The sequence below is a fragment of the Streptomyces sp. DH12 genome (assembly GCF_020873895.1).
GTDB lineage: Bacteria > Actinomycetota > Actinomycetes > Streptomycetales > Streptomycetaceae > Streptomyces.
In genome coordinates this window covers 1-463 of record NZ_JAHWGT010000968.1, presented here as the reverse complement: position 1 = coordinate 463, position 463 = coordinate 1, and the positions used below count along the sequence as shown (strand labels likewise).

Annotated in this window: 1 protein-coding gene; it reads left to right on the top strand. The window is 75.2% G+C overall.

What is annotated here, in order from left to right:
* Nucleotides 1–30: 30 nt before the first annotated feature.
* A partial coding sequence (locus LPA54_RS38025) for an ATP-binding cassette domain-containing protein (RefSeq protein WP_228984964.1) occupies nucleotides 31–463 on the top strand: 433 nt, incomplete at its 3' end.

The window sequence follows — 463 nt, the reverse complement described above, 5'->3', positions numbered from 1 at the left end:
GCACAGGCACATCGGCACGGTGGTGACGTCGTGTGTGCGGTGCGCGGGCTGACCAAGACCTATCCGGCGGTGCGCGGACGGCGCGGGGTGCCGGCGACGCCCGAGGTGCGGGCCACCGACGACGTGGCGCTCGACATCGGACGCGGTGAGATCTTCGGCCTGCTCGGGCCGAACGGCGCCGGCAAGTCCACCCTCGTACGGCAGATGACCGGCCTCATGCGGCCCGACCGCGGCAGCGTCGAGATCCTCGGCCACGACATCGTCCGCCACCCCGAGCGGGCCTCCCGCATCCTCGCCTACCTCGGGCAGGAGTCCAGCGCGCTCGACGACCTGACCGTGTCGCTGGCCGCCGAGACCACCGGCCGGCTGCGCGGGCTCGCCGCCCGGCAGGCCCGCGCCGAACGGGACGACGTGCTCGACGAGCTGGGGCTCGGCGCCCTCGCCTCCCGCCCGCTGCGCAAGC